This window comes from Methylobacterium sp. J-088 (assembly GCF_022829295.1).
Lineage (GTDB): Bacteria > Pseudomonadota > Alphaproteobacteria > Rhizobiales > Beijerinckiaceae > Methylobacterium.
Map to the genome: position 1 here is coordinate 15,718 of NZ_JAKSYH010000103.1, position 26,715 is coordinate 42,432.

Here is a 26,715-nt window from a genome sequence, read left to right on the forward strand (position 1 = left end):
GCTGGCTCGGACAGCTCCCTCCCCATCCCGTCGACGCCTGCTCGGCCTGATAGCCAGATTGTCGGCCGCCCATCCGCTGCCGTCCTGGCGGGAACTTCGTCCCAACTGTGAAACCCATTGGCCTCCGACGCGCTTGTTCGTCGAGGTTAAAGCTCGTCTAGCCGAACACGAACACGCCTCTCAGTGCTGCGATTGGCTCGAAGCAGCACTTGTGACCAAGTTCGGTTAACCGCATGTTCGACTGAGCTCCTGCCTGTATGTCGACGACGCGTGAGGTTGATCTTCTCGCACGAGCTTGCCCGTATGGCCGCCGAGCGTGAGTCGAAGCCGCAAGGTTCAGGGTCTCTCACCAAGCTCCCGAAGGCCCGTGACCGTGATCCGTGCTGTGTACTCTGTTAGATCCCCTACGATGGCATCGATGCCGACGAGTTCGCGCGTGCCATCGCGCCGAAAAACAAAGGTGCAGGTGGCGCCGCTCAGCCCTTCGGCTTCGCACAGGGCCTCAGGCCAGGTTTCGCACAATCCCTCAAGCTTCGGCGTACACCGCTGCGCAACTGACTCTGGGATCGCCACGGCAGTGTAACCACGCTGAAGTAGCGAAGAGCGGACCAAACCGTAACTCTCCATCCAGTAGGCTGTGCGCAGCGGGTCGAGCGGCGATGGCAGGCGCGGCTTGACTGGCACCGCCTTGCTCTCAAGCCCGGCGTCGAGCCACAGCTTGTCAAGGAACTGTGGCTGGTCGAACCCGCAGACGACCTGCTTCGGTTCATTGCCGGTGTAGACCCGGTATCGGTCCTCACCAACGGGTTCCACGAAGACGCTCTCAAGATCGACGTATTGCACTGGTCGCAGGCGTTCGGCGTAAGCGTGCTCGACGAAGGCGGCAACCTTGTCCTTGCCCCTCACGGTCGTGATCGCCTTGCCTGCAGCGCGCAGAGCGTCAAAAGCTTGCATCGCCTCGGGCCACGCCTTGCAGTCCGGCGGCTTGGCGTAGGCGGCTTTGTCTCCATTGAAGTAGAAGACGTGATTGAGTTCGAGCGTGTGCGGCGATGCTTGCCCGAACTGAGCTTCGGCAGGATCTGATCCCAAAAGTGCGAAACCGATGAGACCGGCCAGGCAGGCCCTTGAGGTGATTGAGCGTGGGAAGCGGGTCGACGGCCTCACGGGCTCACCTCAGTTCCGCCGACTGCCCCTTTGCGCCGGCGCTGCTCGCGCACGCCGAGGTAGGCCATGGCGGCGAGCGCGAGGGCGACGAACCCCCAGATCCGCAGGTCGTGAAAGCCCGAACTGCTGCCGACGCCGATGCCGAGCGGGGCAGCGATGAGGAACATGGCGACTGAGGCTCGCGGCAGGCCGAGGGCGAAGGCCGAGCCGAGCAGGTAGAGCAATGCAACGAGGACGCCGACGGCACCGCCTGCGCTGATTGCCTGATCCTTTGCCATGCCGCCGCCTAAGCTGACGGCGCAGGATTGCAGGCCGACGGCGAGGGACAGGCACAATCCGATGATCAGCACGGCGATGCGCATGGTTGGTCCTTGCCTGCGCTGATGGTGACCGGAGTTCGAGCAATCGAGCTTCGAGGATACCGAAGCTGTCGACGGGAGGGATCAGGCGACAGGCGAAACCTGACGTTCGTTTCATGTTGAATATATTCGGTGTTTTTGCGGTGGGCAAGGTGATGGCAGTGCCGGCATGGAAGGCCGAGCGCGCGTCGCATGGAACCTGCGGCGGCTGCGGGTCGAGCGCGGCATTACCCAGGAAGGTCTGGCGGTCGATGCCGGCGTCGACCGCACTTACGTCAGCGGCATTGAGCGGCGCGAGTTCAACCCGACCGTGGATTTGCTCGACCGCTTGGCGGCAGCTTTGGCCGTCGACATCCTCGACCTGCTGGCGGTGCCAGGGAGCGATGAGGCCGAGCCGTCACCCCTGCCGGCGGGACGGAAGCGACGCTGACCATGAATGAAGTGGGGTCATGCTGCTGACTTCGCGGCTCGACCGTCATTGTCCGTCGACCGAAGCGATAATGCTCTGCACGGAATACACGCGATGCACGGGCTTATTTGAGGGTGCTTAGGGGTGCAGGCGTCGGCGCCCAGGTGCAGTTGCCCAACTCCTTCAACGAGCCCTCGATGCCCTCAAACCCGGCTTCAAAAGGCTCAACCGGGCTGAAGATCGTGCCACCGATGGTCGTAGCAGTTGCCTTCCTTCGAGTCTCATCATGATCGATGCGACGCATATGGCCAAGCTCAGCCGGGGCGACGTCGCAAGGTAGGTGCTTGGGACGACCCAACCTCGGTACCAACCCGGTCAATCAGTTCCTCGACGGCTTCAGACCCGCCCTTTATGCCAACGCCCAGGGGACGGGACGGAGCTGGGACGTGCGGTTCAACCATGTCGCCAACCGGGTGAACCCGGCTCATTTCCAAACCGTCGTAGACATGTTCGTCGGGCAGCTGGGGTTCGTCGAGTTGCGACGGACTGAGCGCGCCGTGTGGTTGCGTCAGCCCGGGGCCAACGTGGATCTTCAGTTCAGTTGCAGTGACACCGGGCACCGGGATCACGACCGGGAGCGCTCGCAGATCTCGTTTCTTAGCGAAACCCCAAAAGCCGACCTCGAGCGACTGGCCTCTTGGTTCGATGCGAGGGGGCTGCCCGCTCACGTCGGTGCCTACTCTGATCGCGAGTTCTACCTGGACGTGCCCGCGGCGTTCGTTGATTTCGTCGTGGAGGCAATGCTGCCCGAACTCGCTGCTTACGAACTTCCTCTCGGATGATCGTTAGTCCTGTGTGGATAGTGCGATGTATTCGGGCGCCCTAAAGACGTTACTGGTCGAATGGGAAAGAGACGTTCGCGCTGTGCTGAAGTGACCTCGATCCGCTGAGGCGGCACACAGCTTAAGCAGCATAAGGCAATACTGCCCCGCAGCTGACGTTGAGGATGGCCGCATGTGGCTGTGAGACGATGTGGCCTGCATCGTCTGAGACGCATCACGCGCCTTGGCGACGACCCAACGTCATCGGCTTTTGCCATCCCTCAAAAAACACGATCGCGCCTATCGCATTGCTGGCATGCATAAAATGCATCTCAGAAATATGTCGGACGTCAGCGTACGACATTGGGTCTTCTGAGACTAAAACTGTAAAAATTGCCACTCTGACCGAACTTAATTACGATATTCCAGCTCAAAGCCGAGCATGATATGTATATTTTGCAGCATGAGGAGGCCTTGCATGAGGAAATACATCGCGCAGTTTGTTGGATCTCATCCAACAACACAAGTCATTATGCACATCAGCCGCACCCCAAACCTAGCTTATCTAGGTGTTTGTCGCAAATTAAAGGAAGTACTCGCAGAACTTTCCGAAGAGCATGTGGAAGTTATCGAGTTGATGAAAAGCGTCCCAGAGGAGTTGCAATACACACAGTTCGAACATGATGCATACGCTGTCTTATATGGATCAGCCGATTTAAAGCCGCATATTACAGTGCGGAGCCTGCCGCAGGGCTCTTGAAGTAATGCGGGAACTAGCCCCTCTTGAGCAATCAAGGGGGGCTTTTATTTGCGCCTCAAACCATGTTGTTTCTTAAATTATTTGTCTTTATTTTGGATGCAAACAGTATTGACTTATATTCGCGGTTTTTTATAATGCTCAGTTTCATATTAATATCGCTGATAACAATTTATATATCTTTTGTAACAGAGAATTCTTTCCGCACCCTATCGAGAAAGCAAGAATTTCGACTCGTCATCTTAATAGCAATCGTGATCGATACGTCATACTGGTGTCGCAGATGTGGCTTCGTTACACGAGGTATCCAGGGCGACACTCGAGCGGGCATAGCCGACGGAAAGGCGCTCAGGATCAAGAGATCTTCTTCGGCTTGGGCCCTGACATCAAGGCTTTCGCGCGCGCCCGTAAGCCGGCAATCTCGGGCCCCAGAACGCCTGTGATGACGTATCGGCGCCGTGCCTTTCGAGTTCCGTCCGGTCGGCGCGTCGTGATGCTAACCTCATGGATCAGCGTCCGCTGCCGTGCCTCAGCCTTCGCTCGACGAGCATCCGCGATGACACCCGGCGGGGATGAGCACACCCGCTTCGCCACCGCGCGCTGACGAGCCCAGGCATGCAGCCCTTCGCCCGGCGTCGCGGCCAGGGCCTGAACCCGACTTGGCAGCACTTTGGCCGCCTCAAGGTGCTGAATCGCCCGCAAGTCCCTGCTGATCAGCTTGCGCGCAGCCAACCGCTCGGCCGCGGTCTCACCACCGTAAGAGACGAATCGCTCGACGATCAGGTGCAGGTCGTGAGTCGTGCGTGAGCGCTTGCGCCCGCTCAAGGTTTCAAGCTCGGCCATAATCGCGGACTTCAGCGGGTCGGTGCTGATCCATATGTAGGTCGCATAAGCCAGCGCGATGGCCTCAAGATGCTGCGCGTCCGATGCCTTGCGGATGTTCAAACCGGTGCGCTGCGACCAACCCGCGCTTTCAGGCGACCGCGACCCAGGACCATTGACCTGATGCAGGAAGCGTTCGGTGTCGGCAACCACCGCGTCACGGTTGCTAGCCCCAGCACCAGTTCGTCCTTATCCGGCCGGTTCAGTTGCAGGCTTGGCAGTTGGCGGTCCGTCGTGTGCCTTCGTCGGTGTAGCGCGGTGCGGTGGCTGCTTTGAAGGGGAGGTGGAACGCGGTCAGTTAAACCGAAAGGTCGGAACGGCGTCGTTGAGCATGGCCTAGATTCATCCCGATCATAGGGCCGCGCATCGGGTGGGCGCGACACTTCGTCGGTGTGAATTGGCGGCGCGCCGAACCAAGTCACCAACTCGCTTGATAAGATATCACGCTCGAATGCGCTCTTGCGGTCACACCGAGCTTTAGACCCGTTTGGGTGCTCGTCACATCAATCCAACCTGACCCAAATGTGACTCAGGGCAGTAGGCGAAATGTTGCGTCACATCAGGGTATACCCTGCTAATTCACTTCAAAATCATGGTTACATGCTAGACATCATCAACTCGTGATGTTGGAAATATACTAAATGACGGAACTCATTCTACGGACCGAAGTAGCGACCGGCCCTCTAAAGTTGAAGGCTATTTCGAACGTGACAGCCGTACCCTCTACAAAGCTAGCCCCCGTCTCAACATCAAGTTCACGAACAGGAACAAAGAGCTCCAAGTCCGGGACGTTAGAGCGCGCAAATCCAAATGTACTTTTAAATCTAGTGATTGAGCCAGAGTAGCGTCTGTTGACTCCATCAGCATCTTTGATATGTGCTTGCGGGTGCTGCTTTTGCGAAAACGACATTGACAGGTCGGCCAGACGGTCGAAAATGCTTCGCGAGTCAGTGAATTTGTCCATCACACAAAGTTGACGCGCGTACCAAAATTGAGCTCGATAGTTTTTATCTCCTACGAAAAAAGATCTCCTTAAGTGATAGGCAATCGCTTCTGCGTTGATTTGATCTGCGTCTGGACGCTGTCCCATCAATACCCTTGCGAGTTCATAATGTAGCTCGGAGCTTGCTGGGTTTGCCTCTAAGCATTTGGATAAGACAGCGATGCTTTCGTCCAGCTCTCCCTTGGAACGAAGTATTTTAACTAGACGGCGCGCAACCAATGTGCTCCGGGGATTGGATAAGAACGCTTTTTTGAACGCCCCCTCCGCCCGGTTCGAGTTTGATAATACTTCTGCAAGATTGCCTTCGCCACTAAGCAGAGACTGATCGTCTGGGAACTTTTGAAGCCCGCGTTTAAGCGTATCTTCTGCTTTGAGAATAGCTTCTCCAAGCTGGTGCGTATTTGCATCCGTCTGCGCAATTTCTACCGCCGCCAGTGAGTCGACAACGTCATCAACGTGCGCCTTGAGTATTGTGTGATAGGGGTAAGGGCTTGTATCACCTACAGTGAGTTCAGATGCCCGCTCAATTGCTGACCGCCTCCATGTACTACGCTCAAGAGCATCCGACGCCATGCGCGAGCGCTTTAGGTCCAACTCTGCCAAAGAGTGTTTCAAGCTTTTGTTGCGAGGTTCCTTTTCGGATGCCTTGGTAAGAAATTCATTTGCTTTTCTAAGCTCGCCTAAAGAACCAGCTATCCGCATTTCGTAGATGCCGCATTGATGAAGTATGACAGTTACGTCCCCCATGCTCTCTCGGGCAATTTCATATATTTGACGCGCTTTAACGGGGTCCGATATAGTACGTTCAATATTTTCCGCCCTGATTATTCGTGACAGAACTTCGAGATCATAAGAATATGACGGGTTGAGTTTTGATATTACGCGCGACAGATTGTCAAAACGTTCGCTCTGATCCGTCAGAATCGCTTCGTATAGGGCATCGGCGATTTGCGGGTGACGCGCCTCATAAACGTAATCTCCAGACTTTCTATCAGGTTTCAACTTGACAATCTGTTCCAGAGGTTTGAAAAAACGCTCTTCAAACTGATCGAACGTAATGCCGTGGATTCTGGAAATAATTCCGGCGCGAACAGGCGGCCCAAATCTGTGGAGAGAACAGATATCGAGATATATTAGACGAGCTTCAGGTTGCGCAATGGAACGATATTCGTTTTTAAGTATCTCCACCAGCGGTAGGCCATGAGTAGTCTCAAGAAGAGCAACTAAAATTTGTCTAGCATACGCCACAGTAAACTGTTCACGCCTTTTTTCTCGACTAAGCAACTTCAGAGTCCCAAGACTATCGTTCTGCTCGAGCTTGGTAATCAAAAGATCTATTTCTGCTTCAGAGAGAGAGTTCATCTCGTACTCTGAGCTTACAAATCGCTCGAGATCATCACAGCTGCTGTTCCATGTATTGAAGGTCTCTGATCCAATTATGGTCAAGCCAGCTTTGCGATTCTTCGCGACTGTTAAGAGTTCGATTATTCGTCTTTTATGCAATGAGAGCCCATCCACGAACAAAAATATTTCAATGTTCGTCAAAGAAAAAATTTCATCGAACAAATCTACCTTGATAGTCGCATCTCTTCCGACGAAGAAACACAGCTTGTCGTACTGTGTGCCAGCATCCCAGCAGGCTCTGCGAAGGCTTACAGTTTTACCAGAGCCGGCATGGCCTTTCAACACAACAAGCCGTTGAGAAACAGATCCATTTGCTGCAATAACGTGCTCGCTAAGAATTGCGTCACTTACCTTTCTTTCAATATCAAGGTCGTGATAAAACGGAGCCCAGCCGAGATCAAAGCCTTTGTAGAATGTTTTGATATCGAGACGCTGTTCTGGCTGAAATCCCTCTATAATATGATCTATTCCGAATTTTAGGTACTGCGTCAGCTCATGACTTTCGTTGCGCCCCGATAACGTAATGAACTTATGAAAAGTTGTTTCGCCCGAAAGTGCGGCACTTAGAGACGACAGAGAACGCGCATTTGAGGGTATCGCTCGGTCTAAATCATTCAAGAAATCCTCAAATGAAACCTTGATCGAAACAAATCTGCGGTCGCGCCAATAATCTGCGAATGCCGGAAGTATCATGGGATCAACAATGAAATGCCTCGGACGATTGTCGCCCTCCTTCACGATTTCATCGAGAAGCTGCCTGAGATTTGGGTCGCCGAACGCATAGCCGACGAAGACGATGGTCTTATTTCTAGACCATTCCAAAAATATGTCGAATTGGCCCTTTCGACCCTCTCGAAATGTTATCAATTGTTCTGTTGATGCAATAAGAGGGGGAGATATCTCCGTATGTCTAGTAATGCATCCGTGTAATTTCACATAAAGGACTGTTTTGTCATCTTGATTGTTTGTCGCTCCATCTGAGTCTTTGACATGAGGCAATAATTTTTGCAGCGCGCTATCACCGAGATCCTTATAGGATCTCTCTATTATAAGATCATAATTAGTTGACAGTATTCCGCCCCAACTGAATGTTGGTATTAGGCTGTGAAAATCAGTGGGCTGGAACGGCAAAAGACGGTCGTGTATATATTTTTGTATTGTGCGCACATCTCGCTGCGAGCAAGAGAGGTCGTATGCCGTTCTAAAATCTAATCCGGCGTATTCATTTCCGAGAAAATTATCCACCAGTTCTTTTGCGACCGCATTTCCTAGCGGTATCCTGTCGCCTTTACCATCGCTTGCGCCGAATGATGCGCCCGCTCCGAGTAAGAGTACCGCACGCCCTTCGCGGACCGCAGCGATTAGCTCCGCAGGAATTTGTTCAGGCACTCCGTCCCTCGACAGGTTGTAATTTTATTCTATTTGCCTACCCTAGGTTCAAGGTTGTGGCAACAGGTGGGCTCAATCGTAGGTAAGCTGAGATATGGCCAAGAGTAGCAGAAGGACGCTAATTGAAGGCAATATCTCCGCCCCTTTCTCCATATTCGGAAAGCTCTAATGAGGCTTTGATGCGGGCGGCGTCGAGGTTGGCTTAGGGTCTGTCGTCGCCTGAACCATCTGGCGTAGCACGCGTTTTGTGCCTCTGATCTGGGAGGGACGATGCTAGGCGACACGCAATGGGCTGTTTTGGAGCCGCTGGTTGAGGCTTGTCGGCCGAAGGCGAAGACACCGCCGCAGGATCTGCGGCGCACGCTCTCGGCAATCCTGTGGCGCCATCAGAACGGTGCCAAGTGGCGCGCGATCCCGCAGGAACTGGGGCCGTGGTGGCGAGCGGCGCAGATCTTCATCCGGTGGTCGCGCAGCGGCGTGTGGGAACGTCTGCTCGGTCTCGTGCAGGAGCGCGGCGTTCAGTTGGGCATGGTGTTCCTCGACGGCACCAACATGCGTGCGCACCAGAAGGCGGCAGGCGCCGCCAAAAGGGGGGATCTGCAGCCGAGCGAGACGCTCGTGAAGCTGTTGGCCGATCGCGTGGCGGGTATGGCACCAAGGCTTGCGTGATTGCTGACGGCGCAGGCCACGCGATCGCCTTTCGGATTGCACCGGGGCAAGCCCATGAATTGCCCCATGCGCTGCCCTTGCTCGACCGACTGCCGGGCGTGCCTCGCTGGGTGGTGGCGGATCGGGGCTACTCCAGCCATCGCTTCCGGCAGCAGGTCGCGGAGGCCGGAGCAAAACCTGCGATCCCGTCCAAGCGGAACGAGGCTCCAGTGCGTTGCCCCGACTGGATCTACAACAACCGCAACATCGTCGAGCGGCTCTGGGCGCGGCTCAAGGAATGGCGAGCGGTTGCCACGCGTTACGAGAAGACCGCCGCCAGCTTCAGCGGTATCCTCTGCCTCGCCGCTGCCCTCGATTACCTTAGGTGACGACAGACCCTAGCTACCTGGAACTTTTGGTGAGCTTTCGCGGTAGATGCCCTGCCTGATGCTTTCGCTGAAAATTCTAGGCCAATTCGGCATTTGGGTAACGGTTATACACAATCGGGTCTTCGATGGAGGACCTCGCATTTTCGCTAGCCATTCTGTTTGGTCCAGTGACTTGCGTGCAATCGGCAATGTTGAAGAACGTGTGCGCAACACGTGTCTGTTCGTCGTGAAGCATGAACGTCTCTGACAGAACCATCACGAGCTATGACCGAGACGCGGCTGCCCTTGCGGTACGCTACGAAAGCCTCTCCGCTGAGGCGCTATGGGCACCTGTCGGCGACCTTATGCCTGCCGGTGCCGGACTCGTCGCCCTTGACGTCGGCGCCGGCTCGGGCCGCGATGCAGCGTGGTTGGCCGGTCAGGGCTATGAGGTGGTGGCTGTGGAACCCGCAGCCGGGATGCGAGCTGAAGGCGTTCGGCGCCATCCTGGTCTGCGCTGGATCGATTATCGCTTGCCAGCGCTTGCCGCGGTCCATCGCCTCGGCTTGAACTACGACCTCGTGCTCCTCTCGGCCGTGTGGATGCACATGCCGCCGCCCGAACGCCCGCGCGCCTTTCGCAAGCTGACCACGCTGCTCAAGCCCGGTGGCGTCCTCGTCCTGACCCTGCGCCATGGCTCAAGCGAGCCAGAACGCGCAATGTACCCGACCACGCTCGGGGAGATCGAGGCTCTCGCACGTGAGCATGGCCTCGCTGTTTTGCGGGTTCTCGATGAAGCCGACGGCCTCGGCCGGTCCGACGTAGCCTGGACCACTGTGGTGCTCCGCCTACCCGACGATGGCAGTCTCGGCCTGTCGCTGGTTCGCGGTATCGTGCTCAACGACGATAAGTCCTCGACCTACAAGCTCGGGTTGTTGCGCGCGGTCGCGAAGATCGCCGACACCGCCTCTTCGCTCGCAAAGCCAGCGGCGGACGGAACTGACCGCGTGCTTATTCCAATGGGCGCTGTGGCCCTTAACTGGCTGCGCGCCTATCTGCCGCTTGTTGCCGAAGGTCTCCCACAAGGACCCCGCAACGCTGGTCCTGAAGGCCTCGGCTTTGCCAAGGCTGGCTTCCGTGCGCTGCTGTCGCTCGCGGTGGTAGCGGGTGACCTACGCATTGGGACGCGATTTACAGGCCCACGGGCGGACGCACTCGTTGCGGCGCTTGGCGAAGCGCGACGGACCATCCTCACTATGCCGGCCCGCTATACGACCTACCCGAACGGAGGTGCGCCCGTTTTCGAGGGGGCGGGCCGAACAGTGCGGGTGTCCGGCGCTGTGACGCTCACGCCGGATGTCCTCTCGGCCTGGGGCTACCTGTCGGTGCCAGGGCCGCTGTGGCGCACCCTTCTGCGGCTTGGCGCCTGGGTCGAGCCCGTGCTCGTTTCAGAATGGGCGCGGCTGATTCGAGGCTATGCCGTGCGCATGGGCCGGGCTTGTTCGCCGGGCGAGGTCGAGGCGCACCTCGTTTGGCAGGATCCAACGCGCGACACTGCTCTAGCGCGCTTTGCCGCGGCAAGGCTCGCGGGGTCCGGCGCACCACTGATTTGTGTTTGGTCGGGCGCACCGCTGCGCCTCGAGACGCTCGATATCGACCATGGGCTGCCGTGGTCGGCGTGGCCGTGTGGTGACCTATGGAACCTGTTTCCAGCCTCGCGCCGGGTCAACCAGCACGAGAAACGTGACCGGCTACCCTCGGCGGCAGCGCTTGCGCGAGCGCGCGAGCCGATCCTGACGTGGTGGCGTGCGGCTTGGGATGCCGACCCGGCGCTGACCGCACGATTCTGGGCCGAGGCGCAGGCAGCGTTACCGATTGAAGCGGACTCCTCGTACGAAGCCGCGTTCTCCGGACTGGAATGGCGCCGCCTGCGTGTTAGTCAGGATCAGCAGCCGCCGGAGTGGACAGGTCGAACCGCACCGCTTCTGTGATTGATCGAAGTTCGACACACGTAATATTGTTCCGGGATAGCTTGAGTAATTATCTCATTACTTCTGGATTCGTCCTCGAAGAGAACCGATCTCGCGCAGTGATCCGGTCGGCGGGAAGGTCCAGGACCTCGCGCCGGAAGATTTCTTGACTGAGGAAGGTCCGCTCAATCTCGAACCGGTCCTCCTCGACATCGATGTACCAACACCGCCGCTGACCGCTCCAGCGATAGCTTCGAGCCTTCAGCGCGTCCTTTGTGGAGATTGGTGAACCTGCGGCCCAGATGCGCACGGTCGGCTTGCGTGCAATTTCGAGGAGGCACGACAGGGCAAGGCGACCGGAGGTCCTCAGTGGAGCCGCCAGGAGTGCCAGGAGGGCATGGCAGTCGTCGATGGCTCGATGCCCATTATGGAAGAAGCCGTAGTCAATCAGCAGGTAGCCGAGCTTCATGCCCTCATGGCCCTCATCACGCCACGGCACCTGATGGCACGAGCACGCCCAATTCTTCTCGGTGAAGATCGGCCAGCGGCTTTCGCACATCTCGCGGTCGAAGCGTGCATTGTGAGCGATCACCACCGCCGCGTCGGCTGCCAATGCATGTACGGCCGCGTCATCGATCCGCTGACCAGCCACGTCGGCATCCGTGATGCCAGTAAGGCGCGTTATCTCGGACGGGATCGGTTTGCGCGGTTGATGGAGCTGATTGAGCGTCTCGATCACGCGGTAGACGCGACCGCTCGCGCCGTACTCGAATTTGATGATGCCAAGCTCGATCACCTCATCGCGCGCGTGATCGACGCCCGTAGTCTCTGTGTCGAGGATCAGACCGATGAAAGTCGGCTCGTTCGGTGGATCAACGCAATCGACGAACGGTCCGAGACGCCGCAGCACCCGGTACTCACCCGTACCATCTAGCACGCTTGCAATGCTATCGAGGGCTTGCGTCACCGCTTTCGTGTCCTGGTCCTGAGGCTCACCGTTGATCTGCCCTCGGAGGCAGCGATGCATCGCGGCAGAAGGGCACGATCAGGGCTTCGCAACCAGCTATCCAGAGGTTCAGTCCCCATGGAAACGGCGCGTGTCTGAGTTCATCACGCCGGAGGCTGACCCATCAGGCTGCTCTATGGCTTACTCGTGGCCTTCTTCGAGGGCTCGGCGGCTTTGATGCTGCCTGTTTCAGTTACTCGATCACGAGCCTGATCGAGGCGCTTCTTCGAGGCGCTAAGCTTAAGCTGTGAACCGGCAAGCTGACTCTTCGCTGTGTCGCGGGCCGCAAGCGCTTGGCCGAGTTCCTCACGAGCAGAGGCGAGTTTGCCTTGCCACTCACGAACGAGGTCGGTGTTTGCCTGCTCCAACTTTTTCTGGCGGCCTACCAGCTCGTTTAGCTCCGTCTGAAGGAGGGTGACCTGAGTTGCGAGATCGCGGTTGGCTGAAGCCTTATTCGCGTAGGCTCCCCATCCCGCTAGGGCGTAAACTCCCAGGATCAGGGGCAGAACCTGAGCACGGGTTGGCTTCCAGGCAAAAAGAACCTGAAATCTCCAACGCAGCAGTTCGAGCAGGCGAGGCATAGACTGGTTGTTTCCCGTCTCAACTGGGCGGACCCCTTTGGTCCGAATGGCTGATCAATCAGACTCACAACGATGCCCGATCAGCGTTAATGCTCGCTTACGGTATTAAAGAGCGAGTTAAAGATGTATCGCGAGCTGCAGAGAACGGCACGCCGCTCACTTGCGTCTGGTCAGTCGCGCCGCTGCACCTCAATCCGTCCAAATATCGATTATGGGCTGCCGTGGTCAGCGTGGCCGTGCGGCGACCTTTGGGATTGGTTTCCAGCCTCGCGCTGGGTTCAGGCTCACGAGAAGCTCGACCGCCTCCCATCGGCGGCTGCGCTACCTCGGGCGCGCGCGCCGATCCTGAAGCGGTGGCGTGCGGCTGGCCGCCTGCACCTAGCAGGCCTTCCAAGTCTGCTGCCTGATCACGCCAGGATGTTGACGGCGCGGGCGGCCACTAGGGCCACAGTGAGCAGAGAGATCAACGCCTCAGCCATCATCAGCAATTTCGCGCGCGGTGTCAGCGGCAGCGTATCGGTGGGCGAGAAGGCGGTGGCGTTGGTGAAGGCCAGAAACAGGTAGTCCATGAAACCCGGCACGAACGGCTCCGCCGCGGACTGCTGTGGAAGTGTCATTTGTGGGAACAGAAAATCAGGATCCCGCGCACTTGGATGGCCACGCAGGGCCGCGCCGCCGCGATCTGTCGTCCAGAACCACAGGGCGAAAATGACGATATTGGTGCCCCAGATATTGAGGGCATCCACGAGCAAGGTTGAGCCGCCTGATGCCTGGCCTTTCAGGAGGGTGCGGACCAGGGCCGCAAGGGCAGCGGTGTTCGCCACGGTGACCAGCGCCGTCATGAAAAGTGCCATCCTGCGGATCAGGCGATGATGGCGTTGCACCTCGGCCCAATGTGCGTCTGTCGTGGCGCGCCACGCCCGACTTTGGTTCCAGGCCGTGGCGGCCGAGAGAGGCACCAGCAGCGCGAGTTCGAGCGTCGGGGCGAGCCAGCGGGGTCCGAGCGAGAAGTCGTTCACAACGAGCAACTGGAGGCCAGCCACGCAGGCGATGGCGCTCCGGGCCAACCAGAAGTCCAGGGCACTGGTCCGAACACGATCAGGGTGCGGCGGCCTCACCATCGACGACGTCCCCTAACGAGTTGTGCCTCTGGAGCGAACTTACCCCTAACGCTTTTTGCGCAACTCGGCGGCGATGCCCTTGGTCATTCGTGACAGCCGCTACAGAGGCTGTGCTGTTGCACTGAGCCATTCCCGAAGCTTGGTCCAGCGCGGCCGCATGTTGCCGCCGCGGACCGCGATCCCGAGCGCCTTGCGTTGTGCGAGCAGCACGACGAGTCGCTTGCCGCGGGTCACCCCCGTGTACAGGAGGTTCCTCGCCAGCATGGTCCAATGCTGCATGGCGAGCGGGATCACCACCGCCGGGTACTCCGAGCCCTGCGATTTGTGGATGGTTGTTGCGTAGGCCGGTACCAGCGTGTCGAGCTCGCCATAGGGGTAGGTCACCTCCCGCCCCTCGAAATCGACGATCACCGCACCCTCCTCCTCATCAATGCGTGCCACCGTGCCGAGATCACCGTTGAACACCTCCCGTTCGTAATCGTTTTGGCTCTCCATCACCCGGTCCCCAGGTGAGAAGCGCCAGCCGAACCGCTCCACCGAGACGGAGGGGTTCGGGTTCAGCACCGCCTGTAGCTCATGGTTGAGGTTGCGCGCGCCGAGCACGCCGCGCTGCATCGGGGTAAGCACCTGGATGTCGCGCACCGGATCGAGGCCGAAGCGGGCCGGGATACGCTTCGTAACCACCTGGATCAGCGTCGCCACCGCGGGCTCGGGCTCGTCGATCTCGATCAGGTGGAAATCGCTGTCCGCGCCCCGTGCGGCTGGTTCGGGCATTTTTCCGGCGTTGATCCGGTGTGCGTTCACCACGATCCGGCTCTCGGCCGCCTGCCGAAACACCTCAGTCAGCCGCGCGACCGGAATAGCCCCCGAAGCGATGACGTCCGCCAAGACCTGCCCAGGTCCCACGGAGGGCAGCTGGTCAACGTCCCCAACCAGGAGCAGCGCCGCGTGTTCGGGAATCGCCTTGGTCAGGGCGTTCATCAGCGGCACATCGACCATTGAGGTCTCATCGATCACTAGCAGGTCGCAGGCGAGCGGGTTGTCCTCGTTGCGCGAGAAACCGCCGTGCTTCGGGTCGATCTCCAGCAGGCGGTGGATCGTCTTGGCCTCAAGCCCCGTCTGCTCAGTCATACGCTTGGCCGCCCGGCCGGTCGGGGCAGCGAGCATCACCTGCAGGCCCTTCGCCCGCAGGATGCGCAGGATCGTGTCGAGCGTCGAAGTTTTACCCACACCCGGACCGCCGGTGATCACCGCGAGCTTGGCGCCGAGCACACGGCGGACGGCCTCACTCTGCGAAGGTGACAGTGCCTTGCCGGTCTTCTCTTGGACCCAGGGCAGCGCGCGGGCGAGGTCAATCTCGGGCCAGGGCGGCGTGCCTTTCGTTCGGCGAAGCAACCGCTCGGCAATCATTCGCTCGGCGGCGTGCAGCCCGGCCAGGAAGATGCACGCTTTATCGCCGAGGATGTCCTGCACGACCTCACCGGTGTTCAGCACGTCGAGCAGCGCCGAGCGGATCAGCGTCGCCTCGACGCCGAGCAGTTCGCCCGCGAGCTTGATCAGCTCCGCCACGGGTAGCGCACAGTGGCCGCCGTCGGTCGCGGTCTGAAGGGCAAACGAGATGCCCGCCCGCAGCCGCTGCGGTGCCTCCGGGGTCAGCCCGAGCTTCATCGCAATGGCGTCGGCGGTCTTGAAGCCGATGCCGCGGATGTCCTTGGCCAGCCGATACGGATCCTCGGTCATGACCACGATGGCGTCGTGACCGTAGGTCTTGAAGATCCGCACCGCCCGAGCCGTTCCGACACCGTGGGCGTGTAGGAACAGCATGATTTCGCGCACGGCCTTCTGCTCGGCCCAGCCGGCGATGATGCGGGCAGCGCGCTTCGGACCGATACCGGCGACCTCGGGCAGGCGCTGCGGCTCAGCCTCGATGATCTCGAAGGTACATTCCCCGAAGGCCGCGACGATGCGCTTGGCCATGGCGGGGCCGATGCCGCGCATGTGCCCCGACGCGAGGTACTTCTCGATGCCCTCGACCCCGGTGGGTGGTGTGACCTTGAGGGTGTCGGCCTTGAACTGCACGCCGTGCTGGCGATCTGTGTGCCAGATGCCAGTGGCGGTGATCCACTCGCCGGCCGCGATGGCGGGGGCATGGCCGATCACCGGCACGAGATCGCGCTTACCCCGCGCCTGGACCTTGAGCACGCAGAAGCCGGTCTCAGGGCTGTGGAAGGTGACGCGCTCGATGGTACCGGCCAGCGCCTCGATCTCTGGACCGGCCGAGCCGGGGAATGCGCGCGCAGCCACGGCGGCTATAAGATCCTACGGGCCTGCCTCGGAGATCGACGCCTCGATACTGTACGAGCCGTTTCCACAGTATGGGCCGCTGCTCACATGATGTCATGGTGCTGATCGACACAGCGGGCAGTGTCGGCGTGCATTCAGTCTGCGAGGCACCAGCTATGTTCGATGTGACGAAGATGCTGGCCAACGCGCTCGGCGAGCACCTCGCGCTCACCTACCAGCGCACTTTCGGCAGTCGCGAGCCACGTTTTGCCGAGGTGATCGAGGCGTCCGCACGTCTGACCATCGAGCGCATCGTCGGCAGCGACGCGCTCTACCACGATGGCGACCATACCGCCCTCGTCACCCTCGTGGCTCAGGACATCCTGCGCGGCCGGTTCCTCGACAAGGGCATCACACCAGAGGATTGGCTGCACATGATCCTGGCGGCCCTGTACCACGACATCGGCTACGTGCGCGGGGTCTGCTCAGGCGACCGGGCAAACGCCTTCGTCATCGACGCCCAGGGCACCACTATCGGTCTGCCTCGTGGGGCATCCGACGCAGCGCTGGCGCCCTATCACATCGAGCGCTCGAAGCTGGCGGTGCAGGAGCGCTTTGGCACGCATGATCTCGTAGATGCGCAGCGGGTGATGCGCGCCATCGAGCTGACCCGCTTCCCCGTGCCCGCGGACGGCGAGCACCGGGAAACCGGGACCGAAGCCGGCCTGATGCGTGCGGCCGACCTGATCGGACAACTCGGCGATCCGCTCTACCCCCGCAAACTGAACGCGCTGTTCCACGAGTTCGCCGAAGTCGGCTTCGACCGCCAGCTTGGCTATGCCAACTCGGCTGACCTCGCGGAGCGGTACCCGGCGTTTTTCTGGGGCAAGATCGAGCCGGTCATCGGGGACGCAATCCGCTTTCTCGATCTAACGGTCGAGGGGCGGAGCTGGGTGGCCAACCTCTACAGTCATGTGTTCGCCATCGAGCATGACCGTCGCCGAATGGGTCCTCACTCCGGTTGAGCTATCGGAGTGATTCTCGACGATATCGGCGTTGGCGATGATAGCGACCATCGAGTTTCGCCCTCGCGCACGCGAGGTTACATCGTCCGATAAAATCCAGTGCAAGCCGTTTTGAAATGTGGGGCGCAACGTGGGCTGGCTACTTCAGCCGTTCCAATTTTGAGAGATATAGCAGTAACTTAGGCCACGCAAGTGGCGGAGACGGAGGGATTCGAACCCTCGATACCCATTTCTGGGTATGCTCATTTAGCAAACGAGTGCCTTCAGCCGCTCGGCCACGTCTCCGGCGCCTTGGATCTAGAAGGTCGGGCCGGGCGGGTCAACCCGATCCCGGCGGGCTGTCGCCACGCGGCGGCGCTCGACGTGCTTGGCGATGCGCAGATGCCGTGAGATCGCGTAGTTCATCGCCGTCAGGAAGCCGTAGGTGCCCCGCACGAAATGCCGGCGGCCGAGATAGGCCTTCAGGAAATTGCCCGGCAGCTCGACGAACACCCGCCAGCTCGGAATCACCACCCCCCGGGCCTCCAGGTCGTCCGCCTGCTGGTCCGAGTAGCGGTTGAGCTTGTCGAGCTGGTCGCCGAGCGAGCGCACCGAAAAATGGTGGATCACGCCCTTGAGGCGTCCCGCCGTCACCCCCGGTTCCAGCGCCACCCGGTCGTGGACCGGGGAGGCGGCGTAGCGGCCGCGATCCTTCCGGTAGAGCCGCACCGGAGTCAGCGTGTAGGCGAGCGGGTGCGGGCGCGCCTCACCCGGAAAGATCTCGGCGATGCCGATCCGCCATGCCGGCTTCGTCGGCTCGCCAGTCGCGAACAAGGCGCGGATCTCCCGCGCGAGAATCCCCGGCACTACCTCGTCGGCATCGAGGTTCAGGAGCCAGACATGGCGGCACTGCTCCTCGGCGAAGCGTTTCTGCGGCCCATAGCCCGGCCACGGATTGTGGATCACCCGCGCGCCGAGCGATTCGGCCAATGCCTGCGTGCCGTCCGTGGAACCAGAATCGACCACCACGAGGTCGTCGGTCAGGGCGCGCACCGCCCGGATCGTGGCGCCGATCCGGTCCGCCTCGTTGTGGGCGATGACGAAGATCGACAGGGGGAGGGGGCCGGCAGCCGCCGCGCCCTCCGGGATGCCGCTCACGCCAGCCAGTCCGGCACCCGGTCGAGGGCGACGAGCGCCTCGACGTCGAGGCGCGGACGCACGGTCGCGGCTTGGCCGCCCCGCACCAGAACCTCCGGCACCAGGGGCCGCGTGTTGTAGGTGCAGGACTGGACCGCCCCGTAGGCGCCCGCGCTCATCACGGCGATCAGGTCGCCGGCCTTCACGTCGGGCATCTCGCGGTTGAGGGCGAGATAGTCGCCGCTCTCGCAGACCGGGCCGACCACGTCGACCACGCGCCACGGGGTGTCGGGCCCCGGCTCGGCCACGGGGCGCAGGCCGTGATAGGCCTCGTACAAGGTCGGGCGGATCAGGTCGTTCATCGCCCCGTCGACGATCACGAAGGTGCGTCCCTCGCTGTGCTTCACGTAGAGCACCCGGGTCACCAGGATCCCGGCATTGCCGGCGATCATCCGGCCGATCTCGAAGACCGGTCGCAGGCCGAGCGGCGCGAAATGCGGCCGGAGGGTCGCGGCGAGCGCCGCCGGGTCGGGGGGCGGGGCGTTGTCGTCGCGGTAGGGGATGCCGAGGCCGCCGCCGAAATCGATGTGGCGCAGCGGATGGCCCGCCGCCAGGAGCTGCCGGGCGAGGTCGGCCAGCAGCCGCGCCGCATCGGCGAACGGGGCCAGATCGGTGATCTGGCTGCCGATATGCATGTCGACGCCGTGGACCGCGAGGCCCGGCAATGTGGCCGCAGCGGCGTAGACCGCCGGCGCCCGGGTGATCGGGATGCCGAATTTGTTCTCGTACTTGCCGGTGGAGATCTTGGCGTGGGTGCCGGCATCGACGTCCGGATTCACCCGGATCGAGACCGGTGCCGTGAGCCCGAGAGCCGTGGCGGTCTCGGACAGGGCCACGAGTTCGGGCTCGCTCTCGACGTTGAAGCAGAAGATGCCGGCGTTGAGCGCGGCCTCCATCTCGCCGCGGGTCTTGCCCACGCCGGAGAAGACGATCTTGCCGGGATCGACCCCGGCCGCCAGCGCCCGGTGCAGCTCGCCGCCCGAGACAATGTCCATCCCGGCGCCCTGGGCCGCCAGAGTGCGCAGCACCGCCTGATTGGAATTCGCCTTCATGGCGAAGCAGACCAAGGCGTCGTCCCCCGCGAAGGCCTCGGCGAAGACGCGGTAATGCCGCTCCAGCGTTGCGGTGCTGTAGCAGTAGAACGGGGTGCCGACCTCAGCGGCGAGATCCGTCAGGTCGACGTCCTCGGCGTGGAGCCGGCCGTCGCGGTAGTGGAAATGGTGCATCTCGGCCGTATCTCGTCTGGCGCCGGGGACGGAATGTTTCCCGTGAAACATCCGGTCCGGGTCGCAGGGCGCGCCCGAGGGATGGATGACCGGGAGCACACAGCCGCGTCGCGGAGCCCCGGCCTCCGCCCTCTACAGCAGCGGATCCAGAATAAAAGGTTCCTTCGGGACGCGGTAGCCCCGCCGCGCACCGCGGCTGGTCTGGACCGGAGCCTCGGTGCCCCCCGGCGGCACGGCCGCCGTCGACAGCTCGTCCCCGGCGCGGACCGAGGCCGGGTCCGGTTCAGGCGCGCCGCTGCCGAGGCCCACCGAGACCGGCAGGGTCCGGCGGCCGTTCACCGTGTCCGCGCCCGCCTGCGCGGCGGAGCCCACGGGGGCGGTGGTCTGGGGCGGTTCCAGGGCGCCGCGCCGTCCGCAGGCGGCGAGCGCCAGGGCGGCGAGGCCGGACACGGCAAGGAGCTTCAGGGCGGGGTTCGACAACATCGCGCGCGGGTCCGGCAGGCTCGGCACCGGCGCGCGGGCGCCGGCGGGAGCCCGAGCTTAGCGGTTGCGGGGCGCGGGCGCGAGCGCGCGGCCGCAACAGGTCGCGGCCGCGACGGGGAGACTCGCCTCAGCCGCGGCGGTCCTTGCCGTCCTGCGCGCCCTGCCGACCCTTGGACGGGGTGCTCTGGCCCTGCTCGGCCTCGTAGGCGTCGATCGCCCGGCGGCAGTTCTCGCTGAGCTTCTTCCAGTTCTTCTGGAAGCAGGCATCGGTGGCCGGATCGTCGGGGGCCAGATTGCCGCAATAGGTCAGGTAGTCGCCGGTGCAGTACTTCTTCAGGGTCTCGTTGCCGCGCTTCGTCTGCTGCGCCGAGGCCGGCAGCGTCAGGGCAGTGGCCGCCATGACGGCGAGAACGATTGGCTTCAGGCGCATGGGTGTCCGTACCATCTTGGGAAATGGAGATGTGCAGAAGGCGTCCGCGTTGCGATGGGGCCTTTGCGTGGTCGAAACAAGGCGAGCCGGCGCCGGTTTGCGCCCACCCGCCAGGTGAGAGCGTCGGAGCCCGGTCAGACCCGTTCCGGCTGCGGAACCGGATGGGCGGCCCGGGGCATGCGGCCCGGGCTCGTCACGGCGTCGGCCACTTCGACGATCCGCCGGCGCAGATCCGCGTTCTCGCGCTCGATGCCGGCCTGCCGGTCGGCCGAGCGGTCCGCGAGCGTCAACGCCAAGGCCTCTTCGGCCGCCTTGAGGCTCGCGCGCAGGTCATCGCGCTCGGCTGACTCGGCATCCGGACCGGATGCCTGCCGTGCGGTCTGCCGCAGGCCCAGGAGCGTGTCGAGCAGGTCGGCATGGGCGTCTTCGAGGGCCTGGAGCGTGGCGAGGCTCGCGGTGCCGTCGTCGCGGGCGAGGACGAGCTCGGTCTCGAGTTCCCGGGTCTTGGCCTGGACCTGGGCGATCTCGGAATCCCGGGCCGCGACATCGCGCGTGAGCGCGGCGACCCGCATGGTCCCGGCACCGAGCGCCGCCATCTCGGTCTGGCGCTTGGCCTCCGCGGTCTCGGCCTTGCGCTCCAGGCGGCGCTGCTGGACGGCGAACTGGGCGCGCAGGAAATCGCGCTCGGCCGCGATCTCAGCTGGCGACAGGGGCAGGCGCGCCTCGGCCCGCCGCCGGGCCAGCCGGGCGGCCCGGGCGTTGAGGGCCGGCAGCAGCAGCAGGCCGCACAGGCTCGCCGCCAGGAAGCCCAGCGCGAAGATCATCACCGCTTCGATCACGAGGGAACAACCCGCGCATCCGGCCGGAAGACCCGGCCCGTCTTCACTCTAGCCCAGGTTGATACGAAGGGCGAAATCCAATCGTCTCGCCGCAGCGTCAAAACGGGTTTCGGATCAAAACGGGTTCCAAGTCGGCTCCCGGGTGAACTTCAGATAGCCGACATTGATCCCCAGCCGTGCGCCCACGCCGCTGCGGATCGGCACCACGATGATCCGGTCGTTGACCACCGCGGTCATGCCGAAGCCGCCGACGAGGTAGGCCGAGCCGTCGACGCCGCCGAAGCGCCGGTACAAGTCGCGCACGTTCGGCAGGTTGTAGACGAGCATCATGGTGCGCGCCCCGTCGCCGCCCACGTCGAAGCCGACCGACGGCCCCTGCCAGTAGATGCGCCGCTGGCCGGCATTGCGGGTGTAGAGCGTGCCCTCGCCGTAGCGGACGCCCGCCACAACGGCGCCGCCGCCCTCCTGGCCGAGGATGTAGCCGTTCGGCTCGCCCCAGCGCCGGCCCGCCTCCTCGACGGTCAGCGCGAGGCCACGGGAGACCGATCCGAAGAACCGGTGGCCCGATTCCACGACCTCGCCGGGGCGGAATGTCTCGGGGGTGTCGGCATCCTCGCCACGCGCCAGGGCGGTGCCGGGCATGTCGAGGGAGGCGCCCAGGGGGGCACCGAGCGCCAGGGCGAGGCCCGCGCGCAGCAAGCGGCGCCGGTCGGGGCCGCGATCGTCTCGTGCCGTCATCGTTGTCTCCTCGCCCGGTTCGATTAACGGTTCGTGCGATGGATCTGTGCCGCTCTCGTCCTGCCGGGCCGGCACCGGCCGCGGCCCGGGAGACGCATCCGCCCGGGTCCGCGGTCCCGCAGGGGTCCGGTCGGACGAGTGGGACCAGCTTCCAGGGGAATTCGCAAGATGTGGTTAACGCGTCCTGACCCCGCAGCCCGCAGCCCCGGATCCCTCAGGTCGCGCCGGACCCGCGCTCTTGCTGTCTGCGCCGCCCTGATGCTGGCCCGGCCGGCGGCGGGCGAGCCGGTGGGGGCGCCGATCGCGCTGCTGACGCTCAACGGCTTCGATCCGGTCACCTATTTTCTGGCGGACGGGCCGCGCGCCGGGACGGGCCGGTTCGAGCTGACCTGGGGCGGACGGGTCTGGCGCTTCGCCAGCAGCGCCAACCGCGAGGCCTTCCGGGACGATCCGGCCACCTATGCCCCCCGGCTCGGGGGCTACGACGGCGCCGGCATCCTGGAAGGCCGCCTGGTGGATGCCGATCCCCTGGTCTTCGCGGTGATCGGCGATCGCCTCTACCTGTTCCGGGACGCGGGGCGCCGCGCCCGGTTCCTGGCCGATCCCGGCCTCGCCGGCCAGGCGGAGGCTGCGTGGCCGGGCCTGCGCGACCAGCCGGACGCGGCGCCTACGACGTCGCGCTGAGCGTCGGCCGGCCGCCGCGCGTGCCGCAGGAGGCGGGCAGGGTGAGGCGCTGGGCCAGGGACGGGTCGCCGAGCGCCGCGAAGGGCCCGTTGCGGTGGTTGGGCCCGTGCTGCCCGTAGCGGATCGGGCCGCCGCCCGGCACCACCACGCAGCCCCCGGCGGTCGCCACGAGGTGGTCGCCGGCCGCGGTATCCCATTCCATGGTCGGGCCGCAGCGCACGTAAATGTCCGCTTCCCCGGCCGCAATCAGGCCGAACTTGAGCGCGGAGCCGACTTGGCGCGTCTCCATCACCGGGAGGGCGGCGAGGCAAGTCATGGATTCGGCATCGCCGTGTCGGCGGCTGCCGAGCGCCAGGAGGCCGCCCTCCGGCACGGCCCGCGCGTGCACCGGTCGCCTGGGGCCGGGGCGGCCGGCGGTCACGACGGCCTCGACGGCGGCGGTGCCCGCCCACCAGACCCGGTCGAAGCCCGGCGCCGCCAGGGCCGCCGCCACCGGGCGCTCGCCCGCCACCAGGGCGATGTTGACCGAGTAGTCGTGCGTTCCGGCCAGGAAGTCGCGGGTGCCGTCCAGGGGATCGACCAGGAAGAAGGTGTCGGCCGGCACCACCACGTCGCCCCGTGCCGCGGCCATGCGCTCCTCCGCCACGACCGCGATCCCGGGGAATCGCTCGGCCAGGGCGGCGACGATCAGATCCTCGGCCTCCACGTCGGCGGCGCTCCACGGGGTGCCGTCCGGCTTCAGGGCGTGGGGGCAGGGAGCCCGGTGATAGCGGCGCAGAATCTCGCCCGCCGCGCAGGCGATCTCGGCGAGCGCTGCGGCGATCCGCTCACGCTCAGGCCCCGAGATCGTCGCCGCGCCCGTCATGGTTCCTCCCAGACCGCTCTGAATGCCCGAGCCAGCACGCGATGTCGACGGTTTGGAGTACGAATCCGGCGCTCGATCTGCGATCCGGTCCGTCTCCCGGCTCAGGTGCCGACGCTGCCGCTGCCGCTGGCAGGATGCATCGGCGGGGATGCGATTCAAGCCACCGTGCGCCGGATCCGCGCGAGCAGGGCCTGGCTTCGGCGCCGGTGACGGCACAGGTCCGCCGCGAGGCTTCGCGCGTCCGGCAGGCCCACCGCCTTGGCGATCTGCCGTGCTGCCGTCTCGGACGGCTCCGTGGTGGGATCGACCATCACCAGCCGCTGCCATTGATAGACCGCGTCGAGGAACCGGTAGGTCTCGGCGAGGGACTCCGCCGCCTCGTCCGGCAGCAGGCCGCGCCCCGCAACCCAGCGGAAAAGGGCCTCCGCGCCAAGGCCGATGCAGTCCGGCCAGTCGTGGGCGTGGCTCAGCACGATGGCCTGGGCCAGGAAATCGAGGTCGAACAAGGCGCCGGGGGCGAGCTTCAGGTCGTAGGGGCCGGCATGGCCGCGCTCCCGAGCGACGAGCGCCCGCATCGCCCCCGCCTCGGCGCAGACTTTGGCCGGCTCGCGCTGTTGGGAAAGAATGGCGGCGATCTCGGCTGTGACGGCGGCCCCCAGGGTCGCGTCACCGGCCACCACCCGGGCGCGGGCGAGGGCCATGTGCTCCCAGGGTTCCGCCCCGTCCCGGTGATAGGCCGTAAAGCCCGAGAGCTGCACGGCCGGCGGGCTGTGGCTGCCGTAGGGCCGCAGCCGCAGGTCGACCGCATAGAGCCGTCCCCGCCGCGTCGCGGTGGTGAGCGCTGCGAACAGGCGCTGCGCCAGCCGGTTGTAGGCGACCACGGCGTCGAGCGACCGCCTGCCGTCGCTGATGCGGTCCTCGGCATCGAAATCGTACAGGAACACGAGGTCGAGGTCGGATGCGGTACTGAGCTGCCGGGACCCGAGCCGGCCCAGTGCCAGGACGCAGCAGCGCCCCTTGGGCACCGCGCCGTGGTCCTGGGCGAAGCGGCGTTCCTCCGCCTCCAGGCTCAGGGCCACCGTTGCCTCCGCGATCGCCGTGTAGGCCTCGCCGGCCTGCCGCGGCGTCAGGATGCCCGACAGGAGGCGTGCGCCGGTGACGAAGGCCATCTGCCGTGTGGCGTCCCGGCAGCGGTCGAGGACCTCCTCGTGGCTCGCCGGTTGTCCCACGAGCATCCGGTACTGGGCCTCGACCGCGGCGGGATCCAGGGGCGGACTCACGAAATCCGCGTCCAGCACGGTGTCGAGGACGTGCGGGCTCAGGCCGACGGTGTCGGCGAGGCGCGGTGCCGTCCCGAGGATGTCGGCGAACAGCAGGCGCAGGCGCTCGTGTGAGCGCAGGATCGCCAGGAGCTCGGCCACGGCGGGCATCCGCGCGAAGGCGCGGTCGAGGGCGAGCAACGCCTCGTCCGGGTCGGCGGTGCCGCCGAGCGCCTGGAGCAGCGCTGGCAGCATCTCGGCCAGGATTTCCCGCGCCCGCCCGGTTCGCAGGGCCGGGCGGCGCCCCAGATGCCAGCCCTGCACGGTCTCCCAGGCGCGCGGCGGATCGCGGAACCCGAAGGCGCCGAGCCGCTCCAAGGTGGCCGGCTCCGGTTCTGACTCGCCGAAGACGAGGATGTCGTCTGCGACCGTCTCGGCCTCGAACAGCAGGTCGTAATGCCCCTGGACCCGGCCGGCATGGTGAAGCAGCGCCGTCTCGAAGGCCGCGAGATCCGGGAAGCCCGCGAACAAGGCGAGCCCGGTCAGCGCCTCGATGCCGGTCGGCAGGCGCTGGGTCTGCTCGTCGCGGACCATCTGGATCCGGTGCTCCAGGGTGCGCAGGAACCCGTAGGCCTCGGTCAGCTCGTCGCGGGCGCGTCCGTCGATCCAGCCCGCCGCAGCGAGGCCGCCGAGCATTGCCACGGTGCCGCGTCCCCGGAGGCTCGGCTTGCGCCCGCCGAAGACCAACTGCTGCGTCTGGACGAAGAACTCGATCTCCCGGATGCCGCCGCGGCCGATCTTGATGTCGTGGCCGGCGACCGCGATGGTGTCGTGGCCGCGGACCATGTGGATCTGCCGCTTGAGGGCGTGGATCTCGGCGATTGCCGGGAAGTCGAAGTGCCGCCGCCAGATGAACGGCGCGAGTTCGGCGAGGAACGCCGCGCCGGCCGGGATGTCGCCCGCGATCGGCCGGGCCTTGACGAAGGCGGCCCGCTCCCAGTTCTGGCCCAGCGTCTGATAGTAATCGAAGGCGAAGCCCGTGGAGAGGGCCACCGCGGTGGAGCCTGGGTCCGGCCGCAGGCGGTAGTCGATGCGGTGGACGTAGCCCTCGGCGGTCCGGTCGGACAGGAGCTTCACCAGCCCCTGCGCGAGCTTGACGAAGAAGGGCTTCGGGTCGCCCCCGGTCGCGGCCGCTGCGGCTTCGTTCTCGTAGAAGATCACGAGATCGATATCGCTCGAATAGTTCAGCTCGCCGCCACCGAGCTTGCCCAGCCCCAGGACGATCAGCCCCGATCCGGCCTGCGGCGCGTCCGGATCCGGCGCCCGGAACCGACCGGTCGCGAGTCCCTGCCGGAGCAGCGCCTCGGTCGCCGCACTCACCGAGGCGTCGGCGAAGCCGGACAGCGCCCGGGTGACCGCCGCGACATCCCAGCCGCCGCCGAGATCCGCCAGCGCCACAAGGAGCGCATGTGCCTCCCGGTTGGCCCGCAGCCGCTTTCCGACCTCGGCGAGGTCGGGATTGACCCCGCAGGCGGCGCCGACTGCGCGCTGGCGGGCGATAATCTCCCGGCTCGCCGCATCGGGCGGCTGTTCGAGCAGCGCGACCAGCCGCTCCGGCGCCCGCAGGCACGCCCGCCAGAGGAAGGGGGAATGGTCGGCGAGACCCAGGAGCAGGTCACGACAGGGCGGCGTCAGGAAACCCGGCGGGAGAGCGGGCGCAATCTCGGCGAGCCGGGCTCGCGCCGCCTCCGGATCCGCGAGGGGCAGGCGGGGCTGCAGGCTCTCGCGCAGGGTCGGGGCGGACTGCATGGGGTGGAGCTCCGCG

23 protein-coding genes and 1 tRNA gene are annotated in these 26,715 nt (G+C 63.7%); 7 read left to right on the forward strand and 17 right to left on the reverse strand.

Features of this window, described 5'->3' with window-relative positions:
- Positions 1 to 336 precede the first annotated feature (336 nt).
- Both MKK63_RS11415 and MKK63_RS11420 read right to left on the reverse strand, forming a co-directional pair.
- On the reverse strand, positions 337 to 1,164 hold the full coding sequence (locus MKK63_RS11415) for a hypothetical protein (RefSeq protein WP_244001723.1): 828 nt from the start codon (positions 1,162 to 1,164) through the stop codon (positions 337 to 339).
- Positions 1,161 to 1,526: a hypothetical protein gene (locus MKK63_RS11420; protein ID WP_244001725.1), complete on the reverse strand. Its 366-nt coding sequence runs from the start codon at positions 1,524 to 1,526 to the stop codon at positions 1,161 to 1,163. Before MKK63_RS11420 ends, MKK63_RS11415 begins: the two co-directional genes overlap by 4 nt.
- A 166-nt stretch (positions 1,527 to 1,692) precedes the next feature.
- Between MKK63_RS11420 and MKK63_RS11425 the strand changes: the two genes are divergently transcribed.
- From MKK63_RS11425 to MKK63_RS11435, 3 genes are all read left to right on the forward strand, one after another.
- Positions 1,693 to 1,953: a helix-turn-helix transcriptional regulator gene (locus MKK63_RS11425; protein WP_244001727.1), complete on the forward strand. Its 261-nt coding sequence runs from the start codon at positions 1,693 to 1,695 to the stop codon at positions 1,951 to 1,953.
- 323 nt (positions 1,954 to 2,276) lie between these two features.
- On the forward strand, positions 2,277 to 2,774 hold the full coding sequence (locus MKK63_RS11430) for a hypothetical protein (protein ID WP_244001729.1): 498 nt from the start codon (positions 2,277 to 2,279) through the stop codon (positions 2,772 to 2,774).
- A 457-nt stretch (positions 2,775 to 3,231) separates the two neighbouring features.
- Positions 3,232 to 3,513: a hypothetical protein gene (locus tag MKK63_RS11435; protein ID WP_244001731.1), complete on the forward strand. Its 282-nt coding sequence runs from the start codon at positions 3,232 to 3,234 to the stop codon at positions 3,511 to 3,513.
- 351 nt (positions 3,514 to 3,864) lie between these two features.
- Here the strand turns inward: MKK63_RS11435 and MKK63_RS11440 are convergent, their stop codons facing one another.
- Complete coding sequence (locus MKK63_RS11440) at positions 3,865 to 4,545, reverse strand: hypothetical protein (protein ID WP_244001733.1); 681 nt, start codon at positions 4,543 to 4,545, stop codon at positions 3,865 to 3,867.
- Between the two features lie 484 nt (positions 4,546 to 5,029).
- The gene (locus MKK63_RS11445) at positions 5,030 to 8,188 is read right to left on the reverse strand and encodes an SIR2 family protein (protein WP_244001736.1); all 3,159 of its coding nucleotides are present in this window, start codon (positions 8,186 to 8,188) and stop codon (positions 5,030 to 5,032) included.
- Between the two features lie 270 nt (positions 8,189 to 8,458).
- On the opposite strand from MKK63_RS11445, the gene MKK63_RS11450 reads away from it, so the two are divergent.
- Positions 8,459 to 9,225, forward strand: a protein-coding gene (locus MKK63_RS11450) for an IS5 family transposase (protein ID WP_244001738.1) whose coding sequence is annotated in 2 segments (ribosomal slippage) — positions 8,459 to 8,774 and positions 8,774 to 9,225 — 768 coding nt in all. Because the reading frame shifts where the segments join, the coding sequence is not laid out codon by codon here.
- Between the two features lie 233 nt (positions 9,226 to 9,458).
- Entirely contained in the window at positions 9,459 to 11,195 is a 1,737-nt protein-coding gene (locus tag MKK63_RS11455; protein ID WP_244001740.1) for a class I SAM-dependent methyltransferase, read from the forward strand.
- Positions 11,196 to 11,244: 49 nt separating this feature from the next.
- On the opposite strand, the gene MKK63_RS11460 is transcribed toward MKK63_RS11455, so the two are convergent.
- The 4 genes from MKK63_RS11460 to MKK63_RS11475 all read right to left on the reverse strand — a co-directional run bounded on the left by MKK63_RS11460 (position 11,245) and on the right by MKK63_RS11475 (position 16,186).
- Positions 11,245 to 12,141 carry a 3'-5' exonuclease gene (locus MKK63_RS11460; RefSeq protein WP_244001742.1) on the reverse strand — a complete coding sequence of 299 codons (897 nt, stop codon included), beginning with the start codon at positions 12,139 to 12,141 and terminating at the stop codon, positions 11,245 to 11,247.
- Between the two features lie 173 nt (positions 12,142 to 12,314).
- Positions 12,315 to 12,761, reverse strand: a complete 447-nt coding sequence (locus MKK63_RS11465; RefSeq protein ID WP_244001744.1) for a hypothetical protein — start codon at positions 12,759 to 12,761, stop codon at positions 12,315 to 12,317.
- 407 nt (positions 12,762 to 13,168) lie between these two features.
- Positions 13,169 to 13,828, reverse strand: a complete 660-nt coding sequence (locus MKK63_RS11470; RefSeq protein ID WP_244001745.1) for a hypothetical protein — start codon at positions 13,826 to 13,828, stop codon at positions 13,169 to 13,171.
- Positions 13,829 to 13,981: 153 nt separating this feature from the next.
- Positions 13,982 to 16,186 carry an ATP-dependent RecD-like DNA helicase gene (locus MKK63_RS11475; RefSeq protein ID WP_244001747.1) on the reverse strand — a complete coding sequence of 735 codons (2,205 nt, stop codon included), beginning with the start codon at positions 16,184 to 16,186 and terminating at the stop codon, positions 13,982 to 13,984.
- 155 nt (positions 16,187 to 16,341) lie between these two features.
- On the opposite strand from MKK63_RS11475, the gene MKK63_RS11480 reads away from it, so the two are divergent.
- Complete coding sequence (locus tag MKK63_RS11480; RefSeq protein ID WP_244001861.1) at positions 16,342 to 17,190, forward strand: metal-dependent phosphohydrolase; 849 nt, start codon at positions 16,342 to 16,344, stop codon at positions 17,188 to 17,190.
- 193 nt (positions 17,191 to 17,383) lie between these two features.
- Here MKK63_RS11480 and MKK63_RS11485 read toward each other — a convergent pair.
- From MKK63_RS11485 to MKK63_RS11515, 7 genes are all read right to left on the reverse strand, one after another.
- A tRNA-Ser gene (locus MKK63_RS11485) sits at positions 17,384 to 17,475 on the reverse strand.
- 12 nt (positions 17,476 to 17,487) lie between these two features.
- A complete protein-coding gene (locus MKK63_RS11490) occupies positions 17,488 to 18,327 on the reverse strand; it encodes a glycosyltransferase family 2 protein (RefSeq protein WP_244001749.1) in 840 nt (279 codons plus the stop codon).
- The gene (gene lysA, locus MKK63_RS11495) at positions 18,324 to 19,592 is read right to left on the reverse strand and encodes a diaminopimelate decarboxylase (RefSeq protein WP_244001752.1); all 1,269 of its coding nucleotides are present in this window, start codon (positions 19,590 to 19,592) and stop codon (positions 18,324 to 18,326) included. Before lysA ends, MKK63_RS11490 begins: the two co-directional genes overlap by 4 nt.
- 132 nt (positions 19,593 to 19,724) lie before the next feature.
- Complete coding sequence (gene lptM / locus MKK63_RS11500) at positions 19,725 to 20,075, reverse strand: LPS translocon maturation chaperone LptM (protein ID WP_244001753.1); 351 nt, start codon at positions 20,073 to 20,075, stop codon at positions 19,725 to 19,727.
- Positions 20,076 to 20,202: 127 nt separating this feature from the next.
- Positions 20,203 to 20,505, reverse strand: a complete 303-nt coding sequence (locus MKK63_RS11505; RefSeq protein WP_244001755.1) for a 3',5'-cyclic-nucleotide phosphodiesterase — start codon at positions 20,503 to 20,505, stop codon at positions 20,203 to 20,205.
- Between the two features lie 134 nt (positions 20,506 to 20,639).
- Positions 20,640 to 21,344 carry a hypothetical protein gene (locus MKK63_RS11510; RefSeq protein ID WP_244001757.1) on the reverse strand — a complete coding sequence of 235 codons (705 nt, stop codon included), beginning with the start codon at positions 21,342 to 21,344 and terminating at the stop codon, positions 20,640 to 20,642.
- Between the two features lie 114 nt (positions 21,345 to 21,458).
- Positions 21,459 to 22,082 (reverse strand): DUF1134 domain-containing protein, encoded by a 624-nt coding sequence (locus MKK63_RS11515; protein WP_244001759.1) that lies wholly within the window; start codon positions 22,080 to 22,082, stop codon positions 21,459 to 21,461.
- A gap of 258 nt (positions 22,083 to 22,340) precedes the next feature.
- Between MKK63_RS11515 and MKK63_RS11520 the strand changes: the two genes are divergently transcribed.
- A complete protein-coding gene (locus tag MKK63_RS11520; protein WP_244001761.1) occupies positions 22,341 to 22,766 on the forward strand; it encodes a YHS domain-containing (seleno)protein in 426 nt (141 codons plus the stop codon).
- Here MKK63_RS11520 and MKK63_RS11525 read toward each other — a convergent pair.
- Positions 22,750 to 23,631, reverse strand: coding sequence for a 3'(2'),5'-bisphosphate nucleotidase CysQ (locus MKK63_RS11525; RefSeq protein WP_244001763.1), 882 nt, complete (start codon positions 23,629 to 23,631; stop codon positions 22,750 to 22,752). The genes MKK63_RS11520 and MKK63_RS11525 overlap by 17 nt on opposite strands.
- Before the next feature lie 155 nt (positions 23,632 to 23,786).
- A complete protein-coding gene (locus MKK63_RS11530) occupies positions 23,787 to 26,699 on the reverse strand; it encodes a bifunctional [glutamine synthetase] adenylyltransferase/[glutamine synthetase]-adenylyl-L-tyrosine phosphorylase (RefSeq protein WP_244001765.1) in 2,913 nt (970 codons plus the stop codon).
- Positions 26,700 to 26,715 lie beyond the last annotated feature (16 nt).

What these genes read in the sequence shown, in the direction of transcription:
- MKK63_RS11420 (WP_244001725.1), bottom strand. Translation starts at nt 1,526, where the DNA reads ATGCGCATCGCCGTGCTGATCATCGGATTGTGCCTGTCCCTCGCCGTC.
- MKK63_RS11425 (WP_244001727.1), top strand. Translation starts at nt 1,693, where the DNA reads ATGGAAGGCCGAGCGCGCGTCGCATGGAACCTGCGGCGGCTGCGGGTC.
- MKK63_RS11435 (WP_244001731.1), top strand. Translation starts at nt 3,232, where the DNA reads ATGAGGAAATACATCGCGCAGTTTGTTGGATCTCATCCAACAACACAA.
- MKK63_RS11455 (WP_244001740.1), top strand. Translation starts at nt 9,459, where the DNA reads ATGAACGTCTCTGACAGAACCATCACGAGCTATGACCGAGACGCGGCT.
- MKK63_RS11465 (WP_244001744.1), bottom strand. Translation starts at nt 12,761, where the DNA reads ATGCCTCGCCTGCTCGAACTGCTGCGTTGGAGATTTCAGGTTCTTTTT.
- MKK63_RS11480 (WP_244001861.1), top strand. Translation starts at nt 16,342, where the DNA reads ATGTTCGATGTGACGAAGATGCTGGCCAACGCGCTCGGCGAGCACCTC.
- lysA (WP_244001752.1), bottom strand. Translation starts at nt 19,592, where the DNA reads ATGCACCATTTCCACTACCGCGACGGCCGGCTCCACGCCGAGGACGTC.
- lptM (WP_244001753.1), bottom strand. Translation starts at nt 20,075, where the DNA reads ATGTTGTCGAACCCCGCCCTGAAGCTCCTTGCCGTGTCCGGCCTCGCC.
- MKK63_RS11505 (WP_244001755.1), bottom strand. Translation starts at nt 20,505, where the DNA reads ATGCGCCTGAAGCCAATCGTTCTCGCCGTCATGGCGGCCACTGCCCTG.
- MKK63_RS11515 (WP_244001759.1), bottom strand. Translation starts at nt 22,082, where the DNA reads ATGACGGCACGAGACGATCGCGGCCCCGACCGGCGCCGCTTGCTGCGC.
- MKK63_RS11520 (WP_244001761.1), top strand. Translation starts at nt 22,341, where the DNA reads ATGCTGGCCCGGCCGGCGGCGGGCGAGCCGGTGGGGGCGCCGATCGCG.
- MKK63_RS11525 (WP_244001763.1), bottom strand. Translation starts at nt 23,631, where the DNA reads ATGACGGGCGCGGCGACGATCTCGGGGCCTGAGCGTGAGCGGATCGCC.
- MKK63_RS11530 (WP_244001765.1), bottom strand. Translation starts at nt 26,699, where the DNA reads ATGCAGTCCGCCCCGACCCTGCGCGAGAGCCTGCAGCCCCGCCTGCCC.